Below are 21,610 nucleotides of genomic sequence, written 5' to 3'. Positions count from 1 at the left end.
ACCACCAGGCCTGGTGGTTAAGACACACCCCATTGATGATGTTCAGGATCTGAGCGCAAGCTCACCGGCTCTTGATGAATCAACACATCCGCTTGCGGAAAGGCTTCTTGAATACGCTCAGTCACTTCTTCCGCGATGCGGTGCGCCTTCACCAACGGCATCCGATCATCCAATTCTAAATCGACTTGGATAAACATATTCGGACCAGAACGATAAGTGCGCAAGTCATTAAAACCTTCGACACCACGATGTGACAAAATAATCTGTTGAATCTGCTCACGCATCTCGCCGGGTAGCTCAATATCTAACAGTTGGTTGGCTGATTCTTTGGCCAACTTTAAGGCACTCCAACCAATAAATAAGGCAATAAAGATGGCCAGCAATGCGTCCACCCACTCAAAACTCCATAACGCAACAATCAAACCGAGTGCGACTAAAGCGTTGGCGGCAATATCCGTAATATAATGAAGAGAGTCCGACTTAATTGCGGTAGATTGAGTTTGGCGCACAACATAACGCTGAAACAAAACCAAACCACTGGTTAAAATCATAGAAAAGACCATAATCCAAATACCAAGCGGAACTTGTTGGATAGCTTCTGGATTAATCAAACGACCCACCGCATAAACCAGTAGATAGAAGGCTGAGCCGGCAATAAACACACTTTGCGCCAGCGCCGCTAGCGGCTCGGCCTTACCATGACCAAAACGATGTTCTGAATCGGCTGGAACTTGCGCTAAGCGTACTGCAAATAAAATCATCACCGAGGCTACGACATCCAAAGTTGAATCCAGCAAGGAGGCCAGAATACTCACCGAACCGGTGACCCACCAGCCAAACAACTTAACCAGGATAAGGATTAAGGCAACACTGACCGAAGCATAAGTCGCTAAACGCGTTAGTCGACCGCTATCCATGGACGTTGTCTGCATTTTTAGCGCTGATTAAGCGCGTTTTATAATTATCTAATCTTGCTAAGCGCTGTTGCTCAATCGCTAAGCCGATTTTTTCGCCACTTAAACCACTGTCTGCTAAGGATTTTGCATCCACTTGATGGCAGGCCTCCAGTGCACCAAGCCAAAAATCCTTTTGCTTATACTCTTCAGCTTCAAAACCTAGACGTCCATGATGATCAGCTTCACAAACCGTTAACAACTGTTCAAAGCGTTCTGGTTGACGCATCGCGTCGCAGCCCTTTATCACTTTTAACATATCTTTAGGCGCCATATCCAAGCCGCCACGATGTATCCAACCATGCCACTCAGTTGCGCGCAACGCCAACTGAAGCGTTGACTTAGGCACTGGGTACACCTTTGCCCAACGGGTAATTAAAGCAACGCCAGCTTGCTCGTGTCCTGGATGTTTCGGCCAAAAATCAGGTTGAGTGAGTGCCTTGCCCAAATCGTGCACTAAAGCGGCAAATCGAATATCTAACGAGTCGGATAATTTAGTCGCTGCATCCAATACCATCATAGTATGCCTACCAGCATCGCCTTCTGGATGATGCACTGGTGATTGAGGCACCTCAAACAATTTATCTAACTCGGGAAATAAAACACCTAAAGCACCCACTTCACGTAAACATTCGAAAAACCAACTCGGACGTTTCGTTAATAAGGCTTTAGATACTTCTTGCCAGACACGGTCAGGAACCAAGTGATCAAGCTCACCTTGCGATGACATTTCACACAACAATAAACGTGTTTCATCCGCTAAATGAAAGTCAAAGTCAGATAATTGAGCACGAAAACGCGCCACTCTCAAGACTCTGAGCGGATCTTCGGAAAAAGCAGGCGAAACGTGGCGTAACACGCGTGCTTTTAGATCTGACTCGCCACCGTAAGGGTCAATCAGGCGTCCTGATTGTGTCATGGCCATCGCATTAATAGTGAGGTCTCGGCGCATCAAGTCTTCTTCGAGCGTAACGTCGGGAGACGCATTCACTTCAAAACCGTGATAACCTTGGCCTGATTTGCGCTCGGTACGTGCTAAAGCATATTCTTCATGCGTTTCAGGATGCAAAAAAACAGGAAAATCTATACCGACCTGCTTACAACCTAATGACAACATTTCATCCGGCGTGGCACCCACCACAACCCAGTCACGGTCTTGAATAGGAATGTGCAACATCGCATCCCTAACCGCTCCCCCAACTAGGTAAACTTGCATGACTATTTAAACTCGCTGGATTTACGCCCAGCATGGACACGAAAAAACTCATAACGCTGTCGGATCTTGTGCGGTACAACGTAGCTAGACAGAATGCTTTCAATGTTGGTTGGCTCAAAGCCAAACTGACTCGAAAAGTCCTGCTGGCTAGTCAAGTCTACTGCCAACTGTTTTTGCTGATAGGCATCCAGCGTTTTAAATGGCGCCAGCCAGCCCAACCAAAGCATAAACTTTGCATTCGCTTGGCACATAGGTATCAATTTAGCCGACTCTAACCCCATAAAACCACTCACCCACTCAGCTAAATCCATCACGGACATACGCTCTTCACCGGCGACTTCAACTTTCGCATTAAAACAAGACGGTGATTTAATCGCAACCACCAATGCACGCGCAAAATCTTTGACCCAGAGCGGCTGAATTTGTCTATCGGCATTCGCCACCATCATGATTGGAAAACGCGCTAACTGTGCTTTATATAGACGCGTGGTATTGTCACCTTCACCAATCAACAGTCCTGCACGCAAAATCGTGGTTTTACTGGATGCCATATTATGAATAATGCTATCGGCCTCTCCCAGTACCCGCAACCAGTTCGATTTAGCCTGGGAGGCATTCGCGCCAATTTGAGATAATTGAATTAAACGCGCTACACCGAGTTGCTCTGCGGCTTTCTTAATTGTTTGAGTCACACTGACAAAACTTTCTTCTTCAACACATTCGGTACGATTACTTTGATCTGCATACAAATTAATTACCGTATCATGGCTATTGAACAAGGACACCAATGCATCAGATGTGATATTTTTAAGCCCCACTAAACGTACGCCTGGAATTAAAGCTAACTCACGATAGCGCTCAACACGGCGTACCGCCACAGTCACCTCATAACCGGCTTCTGTTAGAGCCGGCACAGCAGCGCGCCCAACAAAGCCAGCACCACCTAACACACATACCTTTTTTCCCAATTTCATCATTCGATATTTCTCTCTTATGTTCTGTTCGGCCAAATCAACCCGCTATTTAATAGGACTCAAAAGCACGCAATATTAAGGAAAAGTTTCAGAAGGGTCAAGCAAGCGCCTCACCAGCTTATGAATTCACTTGGCTAAACTTTTTTGATACAACTGAATAAAGTCATCCGCTGGAATGGCTTGGCTAACCAAAAACCCTTGGTATAAATCACAGTCATGTTCTAATAGATAAGCTAACTGCTCTGTATTTTCAACCCCTTCGGCTAGAACACACAAACCCAACGCATGCCCCATCGTAATAATTGCATTTACAATTTGCTGACCATTTTCTTCATGGCTTAAATCCGCGACAAAGCTCTTATCAATTTTAATCACATCTAATGCAAAACGTTTTAAATAGGATAAAGAAGAATAACCCGTACCAAAATCATCCAAAGCCAAGGTTAAGCCTAACTGACGAAGCTTCATCAAAGTTTCATCAATGTGAGAAACCTCCTGCATAAGAGCACTTTCAGTTAACTCCAACTCTAAATAACGCGCCGGGAAGCCTGTTTCATCTAGTATACGTTTGATTAACTTATCTACCCCACCATGACGCAATTGCTGGGCAGATACATTTACGGCTAGCCTAATCGGAGGGTATCCTTGTGACAACCAGGCCTGGCCTTGAGTACAGACCTCACGCAACACCCACTCACCGACTTCTTGTATTAATCCTGTTTCCTCGGCCATCGGAATAAAATTCAACGGCGAGATGAAGCCTTTTTCCGGATCAAGCCAACGAATTAAAGCCTCTGCACCTACAACTTGGTTGGTCTTTAAATCAACCTGGGGTTGATAATAAAGCTTTAAATGTTTTTTAAAAATAGCTTGTTTTAACTGTAGCTCTTGGCGAACACGTTGGCGTGCAAGCTCTGTTAATTCATCATTATAAAAAGCAAACCCACCTTTTCCATCGGCTTTTGCCCGATATAACGCGGCATCTGCATTTTGCAGCAAACTATCCGCCGATTGGCCATGGTCCGGAAAAACACTAATCCCCATTGTCACACCTACCCTGACCTCCGCACCCTGCGTAAGTTGAAGAGGTTGGCTTATGTTCTGCGCAATTCGATTTGCTAACACCTCTGCCGACTTAGTATTTGGCAAATCTTCAATCAGTACGGCGAATTCATCCCCTCCCATCCGAGCGAGTGTATCCATTTGGCCCAGTTGATCAGATAAACGAGAGGCCAACGCGGCCAGCAATTCGTCACCGACCGCATGACCATAGCTATCATTAACATCTTTAAAGCGATCTAAATCGAGCATGATGAGCGCCATTTTCTTATGCTCACGTTTAGCTTGTTTTATTTGATGACTTAACCGAGTCATAAACAAAACGCGATTTGGCAAACCAGTAACATGATCGTAATGTGAAACATAGTCGAGCAATGCATCTTTTTCGGCTGTACGACTCTCAATTTCAAACTTATGCGCGAGCAATTCACGACGCCAAATTAGCCACAACATCAACAGTAAAGCGACCATCGCTAAACTTGAAATAAGCGATACCCAACTTACTAATTCGCGCAAGGGCGCTCTCGCTTGCTCGCGTGTCATTTGAGTATAGACACTCCAATCAGCATTTTTTATATCAGTAAAGCCATAGACCATTTGCTCATCGTTACAGGTCTTTATGACCGAGTCCAGGTTAGTTCTATTTTGCACTTGTAACAACCAAGCTGAATTCACGCAGTCAAAGTTGACAACTTCTGTTCCAGTTTCATTAACACCTAAGAATTGTGGAAGCTTATTTTCCTGAACAACTAAATAGGACATAGCCCCATCTGGGGCTGCAGGCCAGTGTTGCAAAGCTTTTAATAAAATCTCAGATGGAGAGGCATGCAAAACTAAAACAATACTGCGTTCCATATCTTCTGCCGGAAATGGAATCAGCCACTCTAAATGCAAAATACCTTGCTCATCTTTATAAAGATGGCTTTGCATGACTTCTTGAGAGCGCCCGGAGGCTACGATAAGTTCGCTGATGATATTTGAATTTGCGTGAGTCGGTGTACCCCAAAACTTGACTAACTCATCCGCGGAATAGACCTCAATCGCATCATAGCCATAAGCTTTAATCCGGTTAGTAAATACCCGATCCAGAATTTCCTCTAAGCCTGAATCTTCTTCAACTATCAGCCAGCGCTGTAAAGCTTGTGATAAGAAGACATCACTCGCCAAGTTCTTTGCATCACCCTGTCTTTCGGCTAACCAATTGTTCACTAGATCGGCTTGGAGCTGAGAAAATGCCATTAAACGATCTTGGGTTTCGCGTTCGACTTGAGGGGTTTGTTTCCAAATCAACCCTCCAGAAATAACAGGTACCAATAATGCTGTTAAAAAAAAGCCACCAATTAACCATCTGTTGTAACGTATCAATGGTTTTTCGATGCGGTTCAACCGATTTAAGCCTTGCCAACTAGTTAACAGAACATAAAGCAGCAGTGCCGTAATTGCGACAAACACAAACCCTTTCGCCAAACTTAAAGTCACTAATAAATCTGGTGACTTAACCAAAAAGGCTAAAATATAGTCTGACAATCCGATCCATAAACCTGCCAAGATTGCATAACTCAGACTTACGCCTATCGGCAACCCCAGCCATTTTTTGATCTGCACAACAAGACTCCTACACGGGTTAGCGCAACGAATGCATAATAAAGTCATTCTAAAGTAATCCTGATTAAAGATTAAAGGATTTTTGTTCAGCAAGGGTCAAACATAACTAAAGCGGTGATTAAATAGCTATCTTTATAATTAAACTACCCATCGTTCTAAATAGCGGGCGGTTTATGGTATGTGATAAAATGAAGAATTAAATAAGTATGTTCGGAGTATTTATGCAAGCCATGCTAGTTTCTGCATATAAGAGTGCCAAAAAAGATGAGTTATATCTATTTGTACCACAAGAAGATGGGCTGGAGAAATTACCAGATGAACTTACGGTCATGTTTGGCAAGCCACTACATGTCATTGACTTTAATTTAACCCCCGATCGAAAAATGGGGCGCGAGAATGCAACAGAGGTTCTTAGTGGGTTAAAAACAAGAGGCTACTTTATACAAATGCCGCCCCAAAATGTTGAAAAAATAAGCGACATGCCCGCACCACCTGAACATCTAGACAATATCTTCTAGAGACAACAATCTGGTATAAACGACAAAATAGCTCATAAAACAAAAAACCGATAAAAATACATTCTTATCGGTTTTAAATCACAGCTTTAATCAGGCCAAACACGACGACCTATATGAATCTTAGGCTCTGGCTCTTTCTTAGTTGCTGGCTGTTTCTTCTCGGTAGCTGGCGCAGATGGTTTTTCGCTAACAGTCGTTTCATTTTCAGGCTTCGTAGCCTCATCTTTAACCGCTGGACTATTTTGTGTTGTTTTTGGCTTACGTCTAGTTACCATGTAATTCCTCCCATAATTGGTTTATTTCAAGTTTAGCTTTTTCATTATCCATTTCTACCACACCGCGTCCCATACTCATAGAGTCACGATAAACTTTTCTATCTCGAATAATGCTGTTTAATAAAAGTAGCTCATGATAATCAGCTAAATAACCCTGTGCTTCTTCAACTTCCTTAACCGATGGATTGGTCGGGGCAAGTGTTAAAACGGCTCTGACTTTAAGATTAGGGTTGTAATCTCGAGATAACGTAATAATTTCTTGAAGACTTGGTAGAACGTCCAAATCTGGCTGTGAAGGTCTGAAAGGCACCAATAAAAAATCAACCGCGGTTAAGCCAGTGCGAAGTTCGCGACTGTCTCGTCCACCAGCATCAACAAGCACATATTCATAACGCTTTCCAAGATCCAAGATCGTATCTCGAATATTATCAAACGCCTGTACATGATGTACACGCGGTAAGTCTAACTCTTGCCGATCAAGCGTCCAGTTGGATGAAGTACCTTGGCGATCCGCATCAACAATAATCACATCTTTGCCATTTGATGCCAACAAGGCAGCTAGGTTTACCGTCAAAGTACTTTTACCACAGCCGCCTTTAATATTGCCAATTTGAATAATCATAATACCTACTTAATCAAACTTTCTAAATAACCAGATTGTAACTCACTAATTATGATATTGCTCATTAAATACCAGTTAACTGCTCAATGGCACGAGTCGCAGCCTCAGCTGCGACATTGATATCTGCTTCATTTCCAGCCAAAATTAAGCGGCCATATGCACCAACGGCTCTGGCTTCAATTAACGTGATATTCGCCGCTTTTTCAGCTTCATTTGCAGCGTACACAATATAACCAGCTGGCTCAGTTTCTAGAATATACATACTATGCCCAGGCAACATCATAGATCCACGACGGTTGTCGCGGTTTATTAATACAGCATGGTCAGGCATGACGGAGCGAATAATTTCGTTCCACATGATTCGGCATTTCTGGCGTTCATTTTCTGATGTTTTGAGAAAATCTAACATCGTCCTACCAGATTCCAACACGTCTGACTGGTCACGGTGATGAATAAACATCGAACCATAAGCACGCTCAACTAATTGCTGGCCTAAATGAACATTTGATGCCTTCAATGCAATATCAGTCAACCTGTGAACAGCCATGCCTGGCGCAACCTCTAACCACAAACAAGCGTCTCCCGGAACAGGCAAGAAACCTTGCGAAGCTGTTCCCATATAAGAGGCAATCTGTGGCTGAAGTGAATTTATATTTATATAGGTTCTAAGTTTAATCATAAAATTTAGTACTTATCTATTTGAGCCAAGAGTTCACGCAAAGCTTGAGTGCGGTTACTTAGTCTAATTTTTAAAACGGGTGACAATTCAGCCACAGTCGCTCGTTCACGAAAAAGGTAAAAAACTGAATCATAACCGTAACCTTCTTGACCTCGAGGTTCGGCAAGAATATAACCCGCCCAATCTGCACTCACACAAATAGGCAGTGGATCAGAAGCATGCCTGACATACGCCATCGTACAAACATACTTAGCATGGCGATGTCCTTCAGGAATATCTTGCATAACCTTTAAAAGCTTTTGAACATTGGCCTGATCACTTGCATTATCGCCAGCAAATCTCGCCGAAAATAATCCTGGGGCACCATTTAGTGCTTCAACAAATAATCCAGAATCATCGCCTATGGCTGGCAATCCGGTTTTTTCTGCCGCATACCTTGCTTTTAATATCGCGTTTTCAATGCAGCTATGACCCGTTTCTTCCACTTGATCTAAAAAAAACTCGGACTGCGAATAAACCTGATAACCCTTCATAATTTCTTGCATTTCTGCAAGTTTACCTCGGTTATTGGAAGCTAAAACAACCGACTTTCCTTTCTTCAAACCATTACGTAGATTACTAGGTGAGTACATCGCCACAAATCCCAAATTACTCAGGCATCACAGATGAATGATGGTGAACAATTTTCCAACCATTATCTCTAAATTCGTATACAAAAGTGTAACGCGCCGGGACTTCTTTCGTTCCAGTCATATCCGTTAAACGAAACGAATAGATACCTGCATCAGTTATTTTATTGCAGCCCTTTTTAACATTACGCTGAACAATTGTTCCAACTGGACTCTTCTCTAAAAAGTGTGCGAAATAATCTTCAATTTCGGCCAAGTTAGTTCTAGCTAGGTTCGAAACCGTAGGTAATAACACAGCATCTTCCGCATAAAGTGCGGCTACCGCCTTGGGATTACGGGTTTTTAATGCCGCATTCCACTTGTCAAACAAGTCTGCTGCTAGCTTTTCATCTACTGGCGCACAAAAACTGTTCTCATTCGCTGTCAATGTATCAATCGGGCGCTTTGAAACCCCTGTAACCGTTTGCGATGGCGTTCTTAATGAGTTACTAAGACTTACTTTTGCCTTGTTTTGACTTTCAATACCAAGGGTTCCGGTAATATAAACCGTGTTTTTTTTCATTGTAGATTCCTCAATAAGTCTTAAAAGACTTGTTACCACTAATCAATATACTTTTATAAAAATGGGTACTATCCATTATTCGTCTGAAAATATTCAGCACCCTTTTCAAGCAGAAACTCTAAAAACTCTGTCGATAAAATTGACAAAGATTTACCGGTTGGATAAACAATATTAAGCTCTTTAGCCAAAGGAAAGCCTTCTACATCCAGAATTGCCAGTGGCCCCTCTACACCCTCTAGGTACAGTGAATGTTTGGGTACCACGGAAATACCTAATCCGCCAAATACAGCGTGCTTAATAGTTTCAGTGCCTTCCAATGTTAATCTTTCGTTAATTTCCAGCCCTTGCTCATGAAACCTCTCTTCTACAGCCGAGCGAATTCCAGAACCAACCTCACGCATTAAAACAGGCTCGTCAGCTATACGTTTTAGCGAAATATTTTTTTGTCCGACTAGCGGATGATCTCGATGAGCAATAAAAACTAGTGGATTAGGTGCGAAGGGTATAACCACCGCATCAAGAGAACTTGGTGGTTTTTGCCCCATAATATATAAGTCATCCAAGTTTTCTTCTATACGGCTTAAAATCGTTTCACGATTACAAACGGTAAAAGAAAGTTCAATATCTGGATAGTTTTTTGAAAATTCACCTAATGCCAAAGGCAAAAAATATTTTGCTGTGGTGACAACTGCTACCCTCAGCCTACCTTTTCTCATTCCTTTGAAATCGTTTAACTTCATTTCTAGGTTCGACAGAACATCTATTACTTGTCGGCATGAGTATGCAACCTCTTCGCCCACATCCGTTAGATAAATATTTCGACCTATTTGCTCATAAAGAGGTACATCCAAACTTTCTTGAAAGCTTTTTATCTGTGTAGATACTGTCGGCTGAGTTAAATGCAATGCTTCAGCCGCTTTAGTAAAACTACTGTAGCGTGCAACCGCCTCAAACACCTGTATCTGACGTAAAGTCAGATATCGTATTAGATGGTGGCTCGCACCAAACTCTTGTGTTTTGTTGCTCAAATTTCAACCTTAAGAAGTTATGTGCATTTGCCCGGGGTCATCACTTCAGCATTTAAGCTGAAAATAAAGTGATGATAGCCTTTTTTTATTTCCTTCATGAGCTCTTCACTCACCTGCTGAAACTGTTCTTCGCTAACCATAACCATAAACAAAACATTACTATCTGCATCAAAGTGGCCTGACTGAACACCTGAGTCACCTTCACCTGAAACATTAAAGAACGTAAAGCCTGTAATCCCAATTTTTTTAAAAACTTTCTTGATTCTATCTTCTAGTGTATTTGAAGTAATAATCTGTATTAGTTTTTGGCTACAAGACATATTGACTGCTCCCTTAACTAACCAATATACCAATTGGCAATGGAATAAAACAAAGGAATACCAACTAACACGTTAAATGGGAAGGTCACCCCAAGCGCCAGTGTTAAATAGTATGATGGATTCGCCTCAGGCACGCCCATTCTCATCGCAGGAGGCACGGCAATATAGGAGGCACTTGCGGCTAATATAGCAACTAATAACGTACCACCGACGCTAAAATCTAACAACGTAGCGCCCACAAATATACCAATCAAGCCGCCAATAACCGGCATTATGATACCAAAAGCCACTAAAGTAACACCTACTTTTTTAAAGGACTTCATACGGCGTGCAGCTTCCATACCTAGGTCTAACAAGAACAAGCACAAGACTCCCATAAAAATCTCATGAGAGAATGGGTAAACCTTCTGCATAGCCTCAGGACTTGCAACGGCTCCAATCACCATCGCCCCTAGCAATAAAACTACGCTGCCATTTGTTAAAGCCTCATGCAACAAAGACTTCCAAGGCACATCATCATTTCCTTGTCCGCCATCTTCTACTTGTTGAATTTTACGGCGCGCCATTGCAGCCAGCAATAAACCAATGATAATAGCCGGGGTTTCCATCACCACCATCATAATAATTGGGTAGGTCTCATGATAAATACCCGAAGCTTCTAAAAAAGCAACAGCGGTTAGAAATGTGCCGGCGCTAACCGAACCATAATGAGCCGTAATGGCAGCAGCATTCATACGATCGATTCGATCTCGAAAACGCAATATCATGTAACCAATAATGGGCGTCAAAAAACCTAGTACGATAGCCCAGAAAATTGATTTTATAGCTAAACCTAGCTCCGCATTTGCAAGCTCCGCACCACCTTTTAACCCAATCGCAATCAATAAATAAAGTGATAACCCTTTTGACAACCCATCTGGGAACTTTAAATCTGATTTAATGGCTTTTGCAAACACCCCCAAAGCAAAAAACAAAATTGCTGGAATAAGAATGGCATCTAAACCCATGTTTAAACTCCTATCAAATAATACTTATCGAAACTTAGTTCATATTAAAGCAATTTTTTTTCATTGAATAATTGATAATGAAACTAGGTTCCATTGATTCAAGCCTATAGGTTGTGTTTTTATTTCATTAATTCAAACCATCTTCTTCTTTGAATTTGTTGAAGTAGGTTCTTACGATTGTATTGGCAGACATATTTTCAATTTTCGTAAAAATCACATAGCTTATGACGGCATGAATGGCTAAAGCAATTAACAATCCTTCAAAAATCCCTACCTGATAAACCAATAAACCGCACACTGTTGCCAGTAATAAGGCATATGGACCATGCTTGACAACATGCAAAAGCCCCAAAATCATTTTTAGGCCGACAAATACCATAATTATTCCCAGAGCAAACTTAGGCAAATATTCAAGATATTCGATATTAATCACAAAGAAAGTAATCAATATGCCAATAATCAATACAGAAAATTTGGTGAATGCACCAGCAAGTTTGTTCGTTGAACTTTTCGCAAGGCCATCAAGATTCGTCATGCCACCGAAAAAACTCGACCCCATATTTGAGACCCAAATAGATAACAAACTATTATTGCTGTTACATTTGCGTTTCAGGGGGTCAATTTTCTCGATAGCGGCATTACTCATGACCTGTTCTATGACATCAATCACAGACAACATGACGGCAAAACCTATGGCATAAAACCAAAGCGACCAATTATCAAATTCAGGTATAGGCAGAGCCAAGCTCAGCTCTGCATCCTCGACCTTAAGCATCGAAACTGGTAATAACATCGACGCTAAAATACCAAAAATTATTAAGGCAAAGTAGGGCAGAGCTGGCTTAGTATCTTTGTAGTGTCTAAACAACACAAAAAACAACATGGCACCAATGATTGATAGAAAAATAACCGTCACACGATCGGATGTTAAAAAATCACTGGCAGAATCAACAGTAACGGGTAACTCATAAGTAAACACGATAAAAGCAAGTACGATTTTCAAACCTATGCCTGCTAGCAGTCCTTCAACTAAATAAGTAGGCACAGCCATTAAAATATAGCGCTGCCAATTGTATTTCCAGATAATGGCTTGAAAAGTTGCTGTTAAAAATATGATAAAAGCCATATTTTGAATACCAAAAGTGGCTACACCCATTGCTAAGATCGGGGCCAGTCCTGCGGCTATGCCGGGCGCACCTATGAAATTACCAGGCTTGAACCAGGCAAACATCCAGCCGATAAATGAAGCAAATGCAACCGTTGCTAAACCAACTTGAATTGGATAATTAGACATAAGCGCAATGCCAATCGACAATGGAATTGCCATTGCAGCAGTAATAATGCCTGCCTGAACATCACGTACTAAATACTGTTTCTGAAATGCTGCACAACTATCATTCGTACATGCTTTATCTTGTTCAGAGATGTGTTGTTGTGTTTCTTTCGTTGTCATAGTTAACAATACCACTTCATTTATGCATAAACTTTCATTCTGTAATAACTCACAACTGATGTTGGAGTGTCGCTACCAGGCTCGATCATTTAAGCTTTTGGCTGTTTATGATTGTGGTTTAAGCATAACCCCTAAAGGTTTGCAAATAACTGCTTGTAGAGATAAGGGATGATTGGTGCCTCTACAAATCAGTCCGGTCACTTTTAATGATAATTGACATACATTCGTATGTTTATTTGAGCGACAAAACAATAAGCCGCTTCAAAAAAAAGGGCTGGTCATAACCAGCCCTTTGGAATTAGGTTGCTGATAGACAAAATCTATCAGCAATTCTAAGCAAGTAAGGTTAATCAGATTGCGCTAAGTTTAATATTTTTTCAGCAACATCACGTTCTTTGTCAGACAGTGTGTCTTGTTGAGCATAAATAATTAAGCTTGCATAATCACGACCAAAGCTAATGTTGGGATGAACTCCCATATCTTCGGTTAACTGCGCAACTTCATCTAAAAAGTCACGCAATGTTTCATAACCATCAAAAACAAACTTAGCTTCTAAACTTGAGGCGTTTTTACTTTCCTTCCAGTTTAGACTCATGCAAAACCTCCTTTCATGGGATGGGGTGCATGAGCTTTAGCAATATAATCGGCTGACCATTGACGAATACGGTGGAGTTGACTCACCTCTTCTTCATATAATCGTCCGAACAATTCAGCGTCACCAGTTGAACCAATATTTGAACTTAACTTATAAGCCTGTTCGTACAAATTAATTAACTGCATTTCATTTAATTCACAAATTGATAAAGCCTCAATAATATTAAAAGAGGGCTTAGACGGCGTTAATACAGTACCCGAAGGTAAGGCGCCGTGATCCACCATGCGTTCAGTTAATTCTGATGCATGACGAAATTCTTCATTTGCAAGTTGCACGAATTCTTCAGCAAACTGATTTTCCATACGACTCTGGCATAAAGCAGCGTGAGACAAATATTGTTGGGCAGCACTAAACTCTAGACTCATGGCTCGACCTAGAAAACCCAGTACTTGAGGATTCATAGAAGCTGAACCAGCAAGTTCGCGTCTAGTATATTGACCTACACCTGCCATAACACTATTTCTAGTTGCTCTTTGATAAGTCATAACCACTCCTTAAGCATGAAAGTTTAATAACTCTCATGCCTACTGCAATATTTACAGACGAGAAGCTGGGTTAACACCTGCCACAAGAACAGGTTCAACTTCTTTATGTGGACGTGCAATGATGTGTGCCGCAACAAGCCCATCACCAACACGCTCACAAGCATCCGCACCAGCACGAACTGCAGCGTTTACCGCACCAGTTTCGCCACGAACCATAACAGTAACGTAACCACCACCAACGAAGTCACGAGAAACCAAACGAACTTCAGCGGCTTTTGTCATAGCATCCGCAGCTTCAATAGCTGGAACTAAACCACGAGTTTCGATCATACCTAGTGCAATACCATATTCATTGCTCATTCTAAAATCTCCATAATGAATTTAAACGCTGTTGTGAGTTCGTAACAGAGTTAAAGTTCAGATGATTCTTTGAAGTTAACCTTGGATCAAGTTACCGTTCAAAATTGGATCAACTTCTTTGTGAGGACGTGCAATGATGTGAGCAGCAACAAGACCGTCACCAACACGTTCACAAGCGTCCGCACCAGCACGAACTGCAGCGTTTACCGCACCAGTTTCGCCACGAACCATAACAGTAACGTAACCACCACCAACAAAGTCACGAGAAACCAAACGAACTTCAGCAGCTTTTGTCATAGCATCCGCAGCTTCAATAGCTGGAACTAAACCACGAGTTTCGATCATACCCAATGCGATACCATATTCAGTAGACATATCATTCTCCTAATAAAAAAATTAAATTTAACAAATTACATAAAAAGTGAGTTCGTAACTGTTAAAAATACTTTTAAATCTTCCATGGCTATGGCCGATTTAAATCCTTACACTCTAAATGAGATACGAATACCTCATCTTGAAAACAAACAACTCAAGACTCTTGCTCTGCCCAGTTGTCAATAATGCCACTGATTGTAAGATCCGTTAAATAACGATCATCACCAGCTGCGGTTCTTGCCGCAGAGTTAGCAATTGTAAATACCCAATCACCAATCTTGCATCCGATAGGATCAAGTGCAACGGCAACCCCGCCCGAAACACTCAACAAAACTTTTACAGGTAAATGACCCATGCCATCTAATCGACTCGTCAAAATTAGTCGATGTGTTACCTGATGTATCTCCACTAGTCAGACTCCCATTTATCGATAATACCGACAATGGTCAAATCACTTGGGTAGGCCTTTGTACCCGTTGCATCACGAGCAGCAGAACTACCAACACATAACACCCAGTCACCAGGTTTGCACCCAACTGGATCAACCGCGACTTGAGGACTGCCTTCCGGCTTATCTCTAACGATCAATAGCGGCTTGTGATCCATCGTTGCAATACGATTTGTAGATACAATCGCTTTATCAACCAGCATAATCTTCATAGTGTGTTAAAACCTAATTTACAACTTCATAATATGTGCATTATTTTAATAAGCGCACTGCATAATCCTGTGCAACAAGCTGCAGCGTTAACACCTCAATTAATAATTGAATATTAACCACAGGTGTAAACGGTAATACATACATCGCATCTAAAATATATTTCTGATGAGCCGAAGCAACTAAATCAAGAGCCAGCCCATCAGTTAAAGCATATAAACTCGACAAATCGATAACGTGCTTTGCCGTGCCATCCGTAATACCTAACCACACCACCTTGTTGTTCCGCAAACCCAACACTAATTCAACAACCTTTTTTAAAGGTTCATCAGCTAAATCTTCATTTAACTCAGCTTTCATTTGTGCCGAAATGCCATGGCTACGTTTGTACTCATATTCTGTTAAGTCACTTAACGTAATTATCACCTGGTCACCATTTGCATGAGCCAATAGTGCACCATCTTCAGCCTGATCAAGCCTGGGCTTTATACTCAGCGACTGTGTCAGCAACATAAAATCATTTATCAATGAATTAACATGTTCAGAATGAGTAGCATTCAACCACTCCCAACCTACAACATGATCCAATGATTTTTCTGATCTTAAATTACGTAATAAACTTTTTATTGGAATCACTAGCCAATATAGCGTCAAAACCAACCTGCCAATCCGATACTTATCCTTTCGCTTTAGTTTTTCTTTATCAAACACTTGATAAGGTAAACAAAACCCAAGTTTTTCTCGAATATTTTGCTGTGCAATTACAGTAAAAAATTCATTATTTTTTGCTTTTTCTACATCCTTGAGAACGCTTTTTATCACATATAGTTCATTTCTATTTGCGACCTTTTTTAGCCAATAGCCCGCTGAAATGAATTGGTTAATATACCGGGTGTTAATTATTTCTAACTTTCCACCCGGTATAAAAGCATGCGATTTTAACCTTGAATTTTTAACCAGTTTATTGGCTAAATCGGTTTTCGTTATCACCTTACCAGAAGGAGCACGTATAACCTTTTTCGAGGGTAAAGAAACTTTCATTTTCTTTAAGCGCGCGCTCCACCCGATACAGTTATGCTCGCACCACTAGTTGTGTTGCCAGAAGAACCTGTAATTGGGCTTAAATCAGCAACCTGCGGATTAGTCACTGGTCTAAAATCATGTGCGCCCATTGATTGACGTGTTTCCACACCACGCATTGAGACATTACGAGATTGAGACCACTTACCTTCCGTTCCAGAAACTTTACCATCACGACGCCAAGAATCACCGGTAATTGAAAAACCAGAATCGGCCCCATCACCTGTTATTCTTGAAGCAACCGCTTTGTCAGCTTCATTGTGTTGCTCTGAACCAATCATAATTGGTGTCGGCTGAACCATAGGCGCAGAGTAAGCATTAACACCATTAAACATAGTTGGTGCCTGAGCCATCATAGGTTGAGGCGCAGCCATAATCATCGTTGGATAATCTGACTCACCTGCCATAGACGGCATACTAGACTGACACATAGCAGATGTATGATCTACACCTTGATATGGAGTGCCACTCACAGAGCTACAAACGCCTTTTTGAGCACCAGTTAGACCTAAAGGTCCTGGCTGACCGCCCGTTGTAGGCTTAGACCGGGGTGTAAACTTATTCGCGTCTGGTTTCAGACTCGAAGGTTCAACACCACAAGACTCAACAGCATCAAAACTTAAATATGAGGAGCCTGTTACACTTTTACACATACCTGCAGCCGCACCGGTGATTTTTCCGCCTAAACCAGCGCGATCTCCAGTGATTTTCTGACCTGCAAAGGTCTGTGATTGAATGGATTTTGTAGGACTTGGTTGCAACTCGTCATCACAACGCTCTTTACGAACTTCTTGTGATTGATACTGTCCACCAGTTACATTCTTACAAAAGCCAGACTCATCGCCTGTAACAGGCTTATAAAAATTTACGTTTGTACCTGATACCGCTGCGCCGCCACCTGTATGAGAAACTTCATGTTTATCAGACTGCGACATGATGCTACCGCGTGCTTGACGTGTTGGCTCTTTACCCATAGGTGCGGAACTTGACACATACTGACTACCAGTTACAGCACGCTGTGAACCAGCTTCTAAACCTGTCATATCTTGACGAGTATTCAAACTAGGACCAGAAACAACTTGGTTTCTAACAGTCTTAGATTGACTCACCTTTGAAGGTCCCGCTGCAGGCTTAGTACCACAGAATACTTCACCTTGATCTGCAGGCAAATATTCGGTACCTGTAACGCTACGACACTGCCCAGGCTCTGTTCCAGTTACTGATTTTGAAATACCAACTTCAGTACCACTGACACTACGCCCTGAAGCCGTTTTAGTCATGGCCACTTTTCTTGGATTCGGTTCCGGTTTAAAACTACACTTAGCCTGATACTCATCAGGACCTGTATATTCTGTTCCAGAAATAACACGACATGAGCCAGCTTCAGAGCCTGTCATTTTTTGTGTATTTGCTAAAACTGTTCCACTTACTTCTTGGTCATAAGACGTAATAGCAAGCCCTACCTTACTAGGTGAGCTGCTGTCAGACTTTTTTGACGTACGACCTGATGGACGCGCAGAAGAAGTAGACTTAACCTTTCCATGGGCAGAACGTTGTTCACGAACCTGACGTGCAATTTCACGACAACTTGCACCTGAATCAGCCGAAGCTCCAATGCATGTTAACGCACTGTTCTGGCTCATTTTGGCTTGCAATTTTGCCTTGCCTTCACATGCTGCTTTTCTATAAGCTTTTGCAACTAAACGACCTTTTGGTTGAGTAGTAGCATTAGGCTTAACAGCATTAACTTTTGCACGGCCTTTTCCAGTATTTGCAGGGGCAACATAACTGCGTTCAGACGCAGAAGAAGTTTCAACGGGTGACGTATCAACCACAGCTTCGACAGACTTTCTAGGACGTCTAGTAGGCTGAGAACCACCACGCGAAATATTACCTTTAACCTGTTGCTTTCGACGCTCAATCGATGCCTTTCTCCCAGCAGACAAAACTGGCTGCTGAGGAACGATATCTCTTGATCTAGTGCGACTAGACGGAGTAGGCACTGGCTCACTCCGCTCAGGCGCCGAACTCTTTACAGGTGCAGAGGTACTCTGAGCAAGTGCAGCGTAATCAATCTGCGCGCCCTTACCCTTTGTTAATGCTTGTCGTCTCGCACGAGATAACGCACGACCCGACAAGGCTTGAGTATTATCACTCATGCATAGCCTCCTAAGAGTTGGCCTTTCTAATTACAGACCACGTGGACGGTAAACAACAAACTCGTGACCTTTGCACTGAGCATAGTTGTCATAGCCAACCATACGGATCAAATGATCAGGATAAGCACGTTTACACTCTTCAAGCTCAGCTAGAACTTGATCAGGGTTGCGCATACCGAAGAAAGGCAACTTCCACATACCCCAATAGTTTTGACTACCATTCTCAGGTGTGTCATGTTCTAGACCAACTGTCCAGCCTTGGTTAATGATATAAACGATTTGATCGTAAATTTCGTCTTGAGTTAAAGGTGGCAAGAACGAAAAAGTTTCATAGGTGCGCGAAGTGCGGAAATCACCTGAAGCCATTACTGACATAGAATTCTCCTTAATCTAATTTAATTGGTCAAAATTAAGCATCAAGCTTATCGACAGTGTCGAATTCGAACTTAATTTCTTTCCAAGTTTCTAGTGCAACCGCTAGCTCTGGGCTATGACGAGCTGCTTCACGAAGAATGTCTCCACCTTCACGCTCAAGCTCACGACCTTCGTTACGTGCTTTAACACAAGCTTCCAAGGCAACACGGTTAGCTGCAGCACCCGCTGCGTTACCACCTGGGTGACCTTGTGTACCACCACCAAACTGAAGAACAGAGTCATCACCAAAGATGTTTACCAACGCTGGCATGTGCCATACGTGAATACCACCAGAAGCAACAGCGAATACGCCAGGCATTGAAGCCCAATCCTGATCAAAGAAGATACCGCGTGAACGATCTTCTGGAACAAATGCTTCACGCAATTGATCTACGAAACCTAAAGTAGAAGCGCGATCACCTTCCAACTTACCTACAACTGTACCAGTATGCAAGTGGTCACCACCTGACAAACGTAAGCACTTAGCTAGTACGCGGAAATGGATACCGTGGTTAGGGTTACGATCAATAACAGCGTGCATTGCACGGTGAATATGTAACAACATACCGTTTTTACGACACCAGTTAGCCAAAGACGTGTTAGCTGAGAAACCACCAGTCAAGAAGTCATGCATAACGATACGCACGCCCAACTCTTTCGCGTACTCAGCACGCTCCATCATGTCTTCACAAGTAGCCGCTGTAACGTTTAGGTAATGCCCTTTAACTTCACCTGTTTCTGCTTCTGCTTTATTGATCGCATCAGCAACAAATGAGAAACGGTCTCTCCAACGCTGGAAAGGCTGCGAGTTGATGTTTTCGTCATCTTTGGTTAAATCCAAACCACCACGTAAACACTCATAAACTGCACGACCGTAGTTTTTAGCTGACAAACCAAGCTTAGGCTTGATAGTACAACCCAACATAGGACGACCATATTTGTTTAATTTGTCACGCTCAACCTGGATACCAGAGGGTGGGCCACCACAAGTTTTGATGTAAGCAACTGGGAAACGGATATCTTCAAGACGTAAAGAACGTACTGCTTTAAAGCCGAATACGTTACCAACCAAAGAAGTCAATACGTTAACAACAGAACCTTCTTCGAAAAGATCTAGTGGGTAAGCGATGAATGCATAGAACGCATCTTTGTTACCAGGCACTTCTTCGATTCTGTAACAACGACCCTTGTAGAACTCCATATCAGTCAAAAGGTCAGTCCAAACCGTAGTCCAGGTACCTGTTGATGATTCTGCTGCAACAGCTGCTGCCGCTTCTTCACGAGGAACACCCGCCTGTGGAATTACCTTAAAACAGGCCAATAGATCCGTGTCTAGCGGAGTATAGTCTGGTGTCCAATAGGTCAGCTTATAATCCTGTACACCAGCATTAAATGATTGATTTGCCATACTTAAATTACCTCTAATTTAAAAGGTTGTTACGAACTCACTATATATATTAACCAAACCAACCCATACTGACCAATTGGAATAATCGATACATCCCATTAAATTTAATCTATGGGTAATGGTTTGAATAAGATCAGACCAAAATACCAAAATATTGTTTATTAAACAAGCACTTTCAAAGTTTCGCTTTAATAACCTTCTGTTTAACTCAACCTTTCATCCTGGTCATTTCCAAGTTACAATATCTCAACCAGATAAACCTGATTATTAATGTTTTTTTACACCTTATAATAGGGAGAAACCTATGAGCTTTACTCTACCTGATCTTGGTTATGACTATAATGCATTAGAAGTGGCCGTGGATGCCCAGACTATGGAAATTCACCACACTAAACATCACCAAACCTACATCACCAACTTAAACAACGCGATTGCTGGCACAGATAATGAAGGCAAAGAATTAATTGATTTGGTTAAGAATGCTGGATCAATCTCACCCGCGATTCGTAACAACGGTGGCGGTCACTGGAACCATAGCTTTTTCTGGAACCTAATGACACCTGATAGCATGGGCGCACCCGAAGGTGAGCTTTCAGATCAAATCAAATCAACTTTTGGCGATTTTGATACTTTCAAAACCCAATTCACCCAAGCCGGTTTAACTCGTTTTGGCTCTGGCTGGGCATGGTTGATTGTTAATGGTGAAGGTAAATTGCAAATTACTTCTACTCCTAACCAAGACAACCCTTTAATGGATATTGCTGAAGTCAAAGGAACGCCAATCTTGGGCTTAGACGTTTGGGAACATGCCTATTACTTGCGTTACCAGAACCGTCGTCCTGACTACATCAACGCATGGTGGGACGTGGTTAACTGGAACAAGGTCTCTGAACTTTATCAGCTAAACAAGTAATCACGGTTTAACTACCAGGCCTGGTGCTTCTACCATGCCTGGTAGTTCAATGTTTACAATAACTATCCCTTCCAACTTTCAATTCAACTCAATTTATCCATTTAACTTATCGCCTTATTTCAAAACCTTGTATGTTTTGCTGTGCTAGCATGTTGGCTTTCTAACTTTAAAGGAATAGTCCATGTCGAGCCGTGTTTACTGTA

At 42.1% G+C, this 21,610-nt stretch carries 25 protein-coding genes; 2 read left to right on the top strand and 23 right to left on the bottom strand.

What is annotated here, in order from left to right:
- Positions 1-17 precede the first annotated feature (17 nt).
- The 4 genes from VIM91_RS05690 to VIM91_RS05675 all read right to left on the bottom strand — a co-directional run bounded on the left by VIM91_RS05690 (position 18) and on the right by VIM91_RS05675 (position 5,807).
- Complete coding sequence (locus tag VIM91_RS05690) at positions 18-932, bottom strand: cation diffusion facilitator family transporter (protein ID WP_331863849.1); 915 nt, start codon at positions 930-932, stop codon at positions 18-20.
- Positions 910-2,169, bottom strand: a complete 1,260-nt coding sequence (locus tag VIM91_RS05685; protein WP_331863848.1) for a multifunctional CCA addition/repair protein — start codon at positions 2,167-2,169, stop codon at positions 910-912. Before VIM91_RS05685 ends, VIM91_RS05690 begins: the two co-directional genes overlap by 23 nt.
- 2 nt (positions 2,170-2,171) lie before the next feature.
- Positions 2,172-3,146, bottom strand: a complete 975-nt coding sequence (locus VIM91_RS05680; RefSeq protein WP_331863847.1) for an SDR family oxidoreductase — start codon at positions 3,144-3,146, stop codon at positions 2,172-2,174.
- Positions 3,147-3,269: 123 nt separating this feature from the next.
- On the bottom strand, positions 3,270-5,807 hold the full coding sequence (locus tag VIM91_RS05675; RefSeq protein WP_331863846.1) for a putative bifunctional diguanylate cyclase/phosphodiesterase: 2,538 nt from the start codon (positions 5,805-5,807) through the stop codon (positions 3,270-3,272).
- Between the two features lie 221 nt (positions 5,808-6,028).
- Between VIM91_RS05675 and VIM91_RS05670 the strand changes: the two genes are divergently transcribed.
- Positions 6,029-6,325, top strand: a complete 297-nt coding sequence (locus tag VIM91_RS05670; protein ID WP_331863845.1) for a YcgL domain-containing protein — start codon at positions 6,029-6,031, stop codon at positions 6,323-6,325.
- An 86-nt stretch (positions 6,326-6,411) separates the two neighbouring features.
- On the opposite strand, the gene VIM91_RS05665 is transcribed toward VIM91_RS05670, so the two are convergent.
- The 19 genes from VIM91_RS05665 to VIM91_RS05575 form a co-directional block, all read right to left on the bottom strand.
- Positions 6,412-6,600 carry a hypothetical protein gene (locus tag VIM91_RS05665; protein ID WP_331863844.1) on the bottom strand — a complete coding sequence of 63 codons (189 nt, stop codon included), beginning with the start codon at positions 6,598-6,600 and terminating at the stop codon, positions 6,412-6,414.
- Entirely contained in the window at positions 6,590-7,222 is a 633-nt protein-coding gene (locus VIM91_RS05660; protein ID WP_331863843.1) for an AAA family ATPase, read from the bottom strand. The genes VIM91_RS05665 and VIM91_RS05660 overlap by 11 nt, the downstream gene beginning before the upstream one ends.
- A gap of 64 nt (positions 7,223-7,286) precedes the next feature.
- Positions 7,287-7,901 carry a BMC domain-containing protein gene (locus VIM91_RS05655; protein WP_331863842.1) on the bottom strand — a complete coding sequence of 205 codons (615 nt, stop codon included), beginning with the start codon at positions 7,899-7,901 and terminating at the stop codon, positions 7,287-7,289.
- 5 nt (positions 7,902-7,906) lie between these two features.
- Positions 7,907-8,533, bottom strand: coding sequence for an RdgB/HAM1 family non-canonical purine NTP pyrophosphatase (gene rdgB / locus VIM91_RS05650; protein WP_331863841.1), 627 nt, complete (start codon positions 8,531-8,533; stop codon positions 7,907-7,909).
- Between the two features lie 16 nt (positions 8,534-8,549).
- On the bottom strand, positions 8,550-9,092 hold the full coding sequence (locus VIM91_RS05645) for an SgcJ/EcaC family oxidoreductase (protein WP_331863840.1): 543 nt from the start codon (positions 9,090-9,092) through the stop codon (positions 8,550-8,552).
- A gap of 68 nt (positions 9,093-9,160) precedes the next feature.
- Positions 9,161-10,120, bottom strand: a complete 960-nt coding sequence (locus VIM91_RS05640; RefSeq protein WP_331863839.1) for a LysR family transcriptional regulator — start codon at positions 10,118-10,120, stop codon at positions 9,161-9,163.
- A gap of 17 nt (positions 10,121-10,137) precedes the next feature.
- Positions 10,138-10,440: a P-II family nitrogen regulator gene (locus VIM91_RS05635; RefSeq protein WP_331863838.1), complete on the bottom strand. Its 303-nt coding sequence runs from the start codon at positions 10,438-10,440 to the stop codon at positions 10,138-10,140.
- A 17-nt stretch (positions 10,441-10,457) separates the two neighbouring features.
- Positions 10,458-11,447, bottom strand: coding sequence for a sodium-dependent bicarbonate transport family permease (locus VIM91_RS05630; protein ID WP_331863837.1), 990 nt, complete (start codon positions 11,445-11,447; stop codon positions 10,458-10,460).
- Positions 11,448-11,574: 127 nt separating this feature from the next.
- A complete protein-coding gene (locus tag VIM91_RS05625; RefSeq protein WP_331863836.1) occupies positions 11,575-12,900 on the bottom strand; it encodes a SulP family inorganic anion transporter in 1,326 nt (441 codons plus the stop codon).
- Positions 12,901-13,246: 346 nt separating this feature from the next.
- Positions 13,247-13,495, bottom strand: a complete 249-nt coding sequence (locus tag VIM91_RS05620; RefSeq protein WP_331863835.1) for a hypothetical protein — start codon at positions 13,493-13,495, stop codon at positions 13,247-13,249.
- Complete coding sequence (locus VIM91_RS05615) at positions 13,492-14,040, bottom strand: ferritin-like domain-containing protein (protein WP_331863834.1); 549 nt, start codon at positions 14,038-14,040, stop codon at positions 13,492-13,494. The genes VIM91_RS05620 and VIM91_RS05615 overlap by 4 nt, the downstream gene beginning before the upstream one ends.
- A gap of 51 nt (positions 14,041-14,091) precedes the next feature.
- A complete protein-coding gene (locus tag VIM91_RS05610) occupies positions 14,092-14,400 on the bottom strand; it encodes a BMC domain-containing protein (RefSeq protein WP_331863833.1) in 309 nt (102 codons plus the stop codon).
- A 75-nt stretch (positions 14,401-14,475) separates the two neighbouring features.
- Entirely contained in the window at positions 14,476-14,775 is a 300-nt protein-coding gene (locus VIM91_RS05605) for a BMC domain-containing protein (protein WP_029933624.1), read from the bottom strand.
- Between the two features lie 154 nt (positions 14,776-14,929).
- Positions 14,930-15,184, bottom strand: a complete 255-nt coding sequence (locus VIM91_RS05600; protein ID WP_029933623.1) for a carboxysome peptide B — start codon at positions 15,182-15,184, stop codon at positions 14,930-14,932.
- The gene (locus VIM91_RS05595) at positions 15,184-15,435 is read right to left on the bottom strand and encodes a carboxysome peptide A (protein ID WP_331863832.1); all 252 of its coding nucleotides are present in this window, start codon (positions 15,433-15,435) and stop codon (positions 15,184-15,186) included. Before VIM91_RS05595 ends, VIM91_RS05600 begins: the two co-directional genes overlap by 1 nt.
- 40 nt (positions 15,436-15,475) lie before the next feature.
- On the bottom strand, positions 15,476-16,474 hold the full coding sequence (locus VIM91_RS05590) for a hypothetical protein (protein ID WP_331863831.1): 999 nt from the start codon (positions 16,472-16,474) through the stop codon (positions 15,476-15,478).
- A 5-nt stretch (positions 16,475-16,479) separates the two neighbouring features.
- Positions 16,480-18,672: a CsoS2 family carboxysome shell protein gene (locus VIM91_RS05585; RefSeq protein ID WP_331863830.1), complete on the bottom strand. Its 2,193-nt coding sequence runs from the start codon at positions 18,670-18,672 to the stop codon at positions 16,480-16,482.
- 30 nt (positions 18,673-18,702) lie between these two features.
- Positions 18,703-19,047, bottom strand: coding sequence for a ribulose bisphosphate carboxylase small subunit (locus tag VIM91_RS05580; RefSeq protein ID WP_331863829.1), 345 nt, complete (start codon positions 19,045-19,047; stop codon positions 18,703-18,705).
- A gap of 34 nt (positions 19,048-19,081) precedes the next feature.
- Entirely contained in the window at positions 19,082-20,494 is a 1,413-nt protein-coding gene (locus VIM91_RS05575; RefSeq protein ID WP_331863828.1) for a form I ribulose bisphosphate carboxylase large subunit, read from the bottom strand.
- Positions 20,495-20,798: 304 nt separating this feature from the next.
- Here VIM91_RS05575 and VIM91_RS05570 point away from each other — a divergent pair, with 304 nt between their 5' ends.
- Complete coding sequence (locus tag VIM91_RS05570; protein WP_331863827.1) at positions 20,799-21,407, top strand: superoxide dismutase; 609 nt, start codon at positions 20,799-20,801, stop codon at positions 21,405-21,407.
- Positions 21,408-21,610: the final 203 nt, after the last annotated feature.

The organism is Thiomicrospira sp. (assembly GCF_036568485.1).
Lineage (GTDB): Bacteria > Pseudomonadota > Gammaproteobacteria > Thiomicrospirales > Thiomicrospiraceae > Thiomicrospira.
The sequence above is the reverse complement of the archived record's forward strand: the minus strand, read 5'-3'. Positions and strand labels throughout refer to the sequence as shown.

Coding starts and splice junctions, on each gene's coding strand:
- VIM91_RS05690 (WP_331863849.1), bottom strand. CDS start 932: ATGCAGACAACGTCCATGGATAGCGGTCGACTAACGCGTTTAGCGACT.
- VIM91_RS05685 (WP_331863848.1), bottom strand. CDS start 2,169: ATGCAAGTTTACCTAGTTGGGGGAGCGGTTAGGGATGCGATGTTGCAC.
- VIM91_RS05680 (WP_331863847.1), bottom strand. CDS start 3,146: ATGATGAAATTGGGAAAAAAGGTATGTGTGTTAGGTGGTGCTGGCTTT.
- VIM91_RS05670 (WP_331863845.1), top strand. CDS start 6,029: ATGCAAGCCATGCTAGTTTCTGCATATAAGAGTGCCAAAAAAGATGAG.
- VIM91_RS05665 (WP_331863844.1), bottom strand. CDS start 6,600: ATGGTAACTAGACGTAAGCCAAAAACAACACAAAATAGTCCAGCGGTT.
- VIM91_RS05660 (WP_331863843.1), bottom strand. CDS start 7,222: ATGATTATTCAAATTGGCAATATTAAAGGCGGCTGTGGTAAAAGTACT.
- VIM91_RS05655 (WP_331863842.1), bottom strand. CDS start 7,901: ATGATTAAACTTAGAACCTATATAAATATAAATTCACTTCAGCCACAG.
- rdgB (WP_331863841.1), bottom strand. CDS start 8,533: ATGTACTCACCTAGTAATCTACGTAATGGTTTGAAGAAAGGAAAGTCG.
- VIM91_RS05645 (WP_331863840.1), bottom strand. CDS start 9,092: ATGAAAAAAAACACGGTTTATATTACCGGAACCCTTGGTATTGAAAGT.
- VIM91_RS05635 (WP_331863838.1), bottom strand. CDS start 10,440: ATGTCTTGTAGCCAAAAACTAATACAGATTATTACTTCAAATACACTA.
- VIM91_RS05630 (WP_331863837.1), bottom strand. CDS start 11,447: ATGGGTTTAGATGCCATTCTTATTCCAGCAATTTTGTTTTTTGCTTTG.
- VIM91_RS05625 (WP_331863836.1), bottom strand. CDS start 12,900: ATGACAACGAAAGAAACACAACAACACATCTCTGAACAAGATAAAGCA.
- VIM91_RS05620 (WP_331863835.1), bottom strand. CDS start 13,495: ATGAGTCTAAACTGGAAGGAAAGTAAAAACGCCTCAAGTTTAGAAGCT.
- VIM91_RS05615 (WP_331863834.1), bottom strand. CDS start 14,040: ATGACTTATCAAAGAGCAACTAGAAATAGTGTTATGGCAGGTGTAGGT.
- VIM91_RS05610 (WP_331863833.1), bottom strand. CDS start 14,400: ATGAGCAATGAATATGGTATTGCACTAGGTATGATCGAAACTCGTGGT.
- VIM91_RS05605 (WP_029933624.1), bottom strand. CDS start 14,775: ATGTCTACTGAATATGGTATCGCATTGGGTATGATCGAAACTCGTGGT.
- VIM91_RS05595 (WP_331863832.1), bottom strand. CDS start 15,435: ATGAAGATTATGCTGGTTGATAAAGCGATTGTATCTACAAATCGTATT.
- VIM91_RS05590 (WP_331863831.1), bottom strand. CDS start 16,474: ATGAAAGTTTCTTTACCCTCGAAAAAGGTTATACGTGCTCCTTCTGGT.
- VIM91_RS05585 (WP_331863830.1), bottom strand. CDS start 18,672: ATGAGTGATAATACTCAAGCCTTGTCGGGTCGTGCGTTATCTCGTGCG.
- VIM91_RS05580 (WP_331863829.1), bottom strand. CDS start 19,047: ATGTCAGTAATGGCTTCAGGTGATTTCCGCACTTCGCGCACCTATGAA.
- VIM91_RS05575 (WP_331863828.1), bottom strand. CDS start 20,494: ATGGCAAATCAATCATTTAATGCTGGTGTACAGGATTATAAGCTGACC.
- VIM91_RS05570 (WP_331863827.1), top strand. CDS start 20,799: ATGAGCTTTACTCTACCTGATCTTGGTTATGACTATAATGCATTAGAA.